Below are 2,770 nucleotides of genomic sequence, written 5' to 3'. Positions count from 1 at the left end.
ATTGAATGAAGCTCGTCCTTCCCTACCGGCATTTGATAAAACTGAACATCGTCGGCTAACCGACAGATCTTGCCATTGCTCTCAAAACACTTTTGCGCCAGCATCAGTCGAATCGCCTGTTCAAAGGCCAGATCCTGCCAGTTGGCTCCTTTCAGAATCACCCGTTGTCCGGCCCTTAATGACTCGAGCCTGCCGGGGATATGCTGGATTCGCCCCTGCTTATCCACTCCGGGGCCGCCCAGCAGCAATTGTCGCCAGTTACTGTGCAAGTGGCAGTCAATAACAACGGTATTGTCATCATCCGTAGCACTCCCGGTAGCACTGGCGGCACTGGGGAGTTCAGCCAATACCCGGGGAACCTTGTTGATGTCCATCAATGGGTCATCGCCGGTCTGTGGGTCGAACTGCCAGGTATTTCCGGGTCGATTAATTCGGCGCCAGAAATCAGCACCCGGCGCGTCGTCACTCCGGTCAACGGATGTCAACTGTGCCGGGTTTGCCAAAACCAGCAGCGTGACATGCTCACCCAGGGGACGTTTCTTCTGGCTGACTTTGTCGTACAGAGAGGGGTTGTTCGGGTCCAGTAGATCGTTAAATTTTGGCAGCTCCTCACTGGTGAGCTTGCGTATATCCATCACCAGAGTGAGTGGCTGTGGCCCTTCAAACAGCTTGCCTGAACGCAGAACATGGCACCCCTCTTCAGAAATGCTCAACCGGCTGACCAGATTAGCCTGTGAGAGGTCATCGGGGTGGGAAATAAGGGTGACATCCCGGTGTCCATCGCCGGTCTGGGCCACTAAAAGCCGTCGAATTTCATCATCACTAGCGACAAAACGAAAATCAAAGGAACAAGAAGCCATGCGGAGCGAGGAATTTCCTGAGGATACCGTTCTCTCCTTGTCAGGCAACGTCATCGGACGTGTTGATCTATTGATTTCGGGAGTCACGTCAGAGCAGGTTATAACATTCTTTTTTGACGATAACTCCAGTTTCGCTACCGTGGCTGATACGCCAGTGTCAGGAACGGGTTTCTTTACTTCTCTGTCAATCCGACCATCCATTGTCAACTTCTCTCCTGTCATCTGAAGAACTGCATTGAAAGTGCTTGATTATATGACCTTCAGACAGGATGAAAGTTTCATTTGGATTGATACCCGTAGCCGTTGAAAGAATCACGCAAAAAACGACTCATAAAGCGAATTCAAATTCACGCTGTTCAAAAACTCTTCGGCAATTTTTGTCAGCTCAGCGGATTTGAGCACCAGAGCATTAGTGGCGTTGTGTGCCTGTCTTAAGTAAGCACCATTAACGCATTCCTGAAACCAGGAAGGGCTATCAATTAAATACATCATGTCATACAGCTGTTCCGGTGAGGATGGGTGACGAGCCCCAAAGTTGTTAGTGAAGTAATAGCCAGTAGTCCTGATGTTAGCGTCGGCCCAACAATACGTTAAGCAACCGCCTTTCGAATGCGTCACTTCATACAGGTAATGACAGAAGGCCCGCTGAAGCGCTTGCTCGTATCTGTCTATTAAAGCATTTAAAAGCTGAAGATCCTGCTCTGACGCCCGAAAGGACTTTTCCAATAAATCCTTCAAAAACAGGTCATAATCAGCATTTATTTGCAACAGAGCATCGACCTTTTTATTAATCACTGTGGTGTCCCAGGAAACTTGCCCAAGGATAATGACCGGACGGTGGCTTGCCTTGCCCGAGACTAACTTCGGAAACGCAGGGTGGTGTGCCAGCATTCGTTCTATATTCGGAATGCCCTCAGGATCGAACGTCCAGGTGTTCTGTAAAGATCGATTGACAATTTTATCTTCAAAGAATTGCGAAAACCCATCATGACAATGAGTGACGAGTATGGAACTACCTTTAGTCTTTTGGAAGTTTCTACTAGCCAACTTCCATACACAATTATTTTTTTCCCTGGAAAATAATTTCGTATAACAGTTTTTCAGGCAATCAGCGGCTTTAACCTTCAGTTCACAGACCCCTTCCAGGCGCACCAATAGCTGATGAAGTTTATCGAATCCCATCATTTGGCACTGATAGTTCTGCACTGGATCCAGCCAACCCAATTCCATGGCATTAAGGGCAAAGCGGATAACCGAAGGCTTGGCCAAGTCAATGTCTTGCAGTATGTCCACCGTTGAAAGCAGCCACTTGTCAGCGTTTGCTTCGGCCTGATCATTTATTTTTGAACGGAGTGACTTGAGTAGTTTAATGACCTGATATTCATCACCGTCGGACAATATTTGATTTACTGCCAGCGACATCTGTTCAAAATCTATCTTGAGGTCGGTCAATGCTTTTGTTCCCAATGCCTCTATGATTGAGGTTCCCATGTGAAAACTGGTTAAATTGTTTTCCTTCCAAAGGTTCCTGACCATTTCGGAAATACTTAGATTCGTCTCTGGTAATGCACTGTTTTTCTCAAGGGTTTTGTTCAGTTCCTCCAGGCTCATGCCACAGGCTTTAGCCAGAGTTTGCTGCTCTGCCAAGTCAGCCCCTTTCAGAAGAGCCTTCAGGAGAGCCTTAATCTTCTTGGAGTCACTGCTGGAACCAGCGACCTTTCTGGTGGGCCGGAAATTAGATGTGATTTTTGTTTTCTCTATAGGCGCCCCACCTAAATCCACTGATTTCCAGGTTTGGCCTCCATCCGGGGAATACTCGGCAAAGCTGTGGATAGCGTTGCCAATTTCTCGAGAGGGAATCCCAAAATAACGACAAAAAGCAATAAAAACAGGCACACGATGACGACAGC

The 2,770-nt window shown here is 47.7% G+C and carries 2 protein-coding genes; both read right to left on the bottom strand.

All coding sequences use genetic code 11. The features are described from left to right. Window positions 1–1,061: hypothetical protein (locus KDK18_RS04360; RefSeq protein WP_257253472.1), on the bottom strand; the 1,061-nt coding region annotated here is incomplete at its 3' end. Between the two features lie 111 nt (window positions 1,062–1,172). Next, window positions 1,173–2,770, bottom strand: a 1,598-nt coding sequence (locus tag KDK18_RS04355) for a hypothetical protein (protein WP_257253471.1), incomplete at its 5' end; no start/stop codon positions are given.

The sequence above is a fragment of the Endozoicomonas sp. SESOKO3 genome (genome assembly GCF_024606255.1).
Note: the sequence above shows the minus strand (reverse complement) of the source record. Positions and strands in the feature narration are given on the sequence as shown.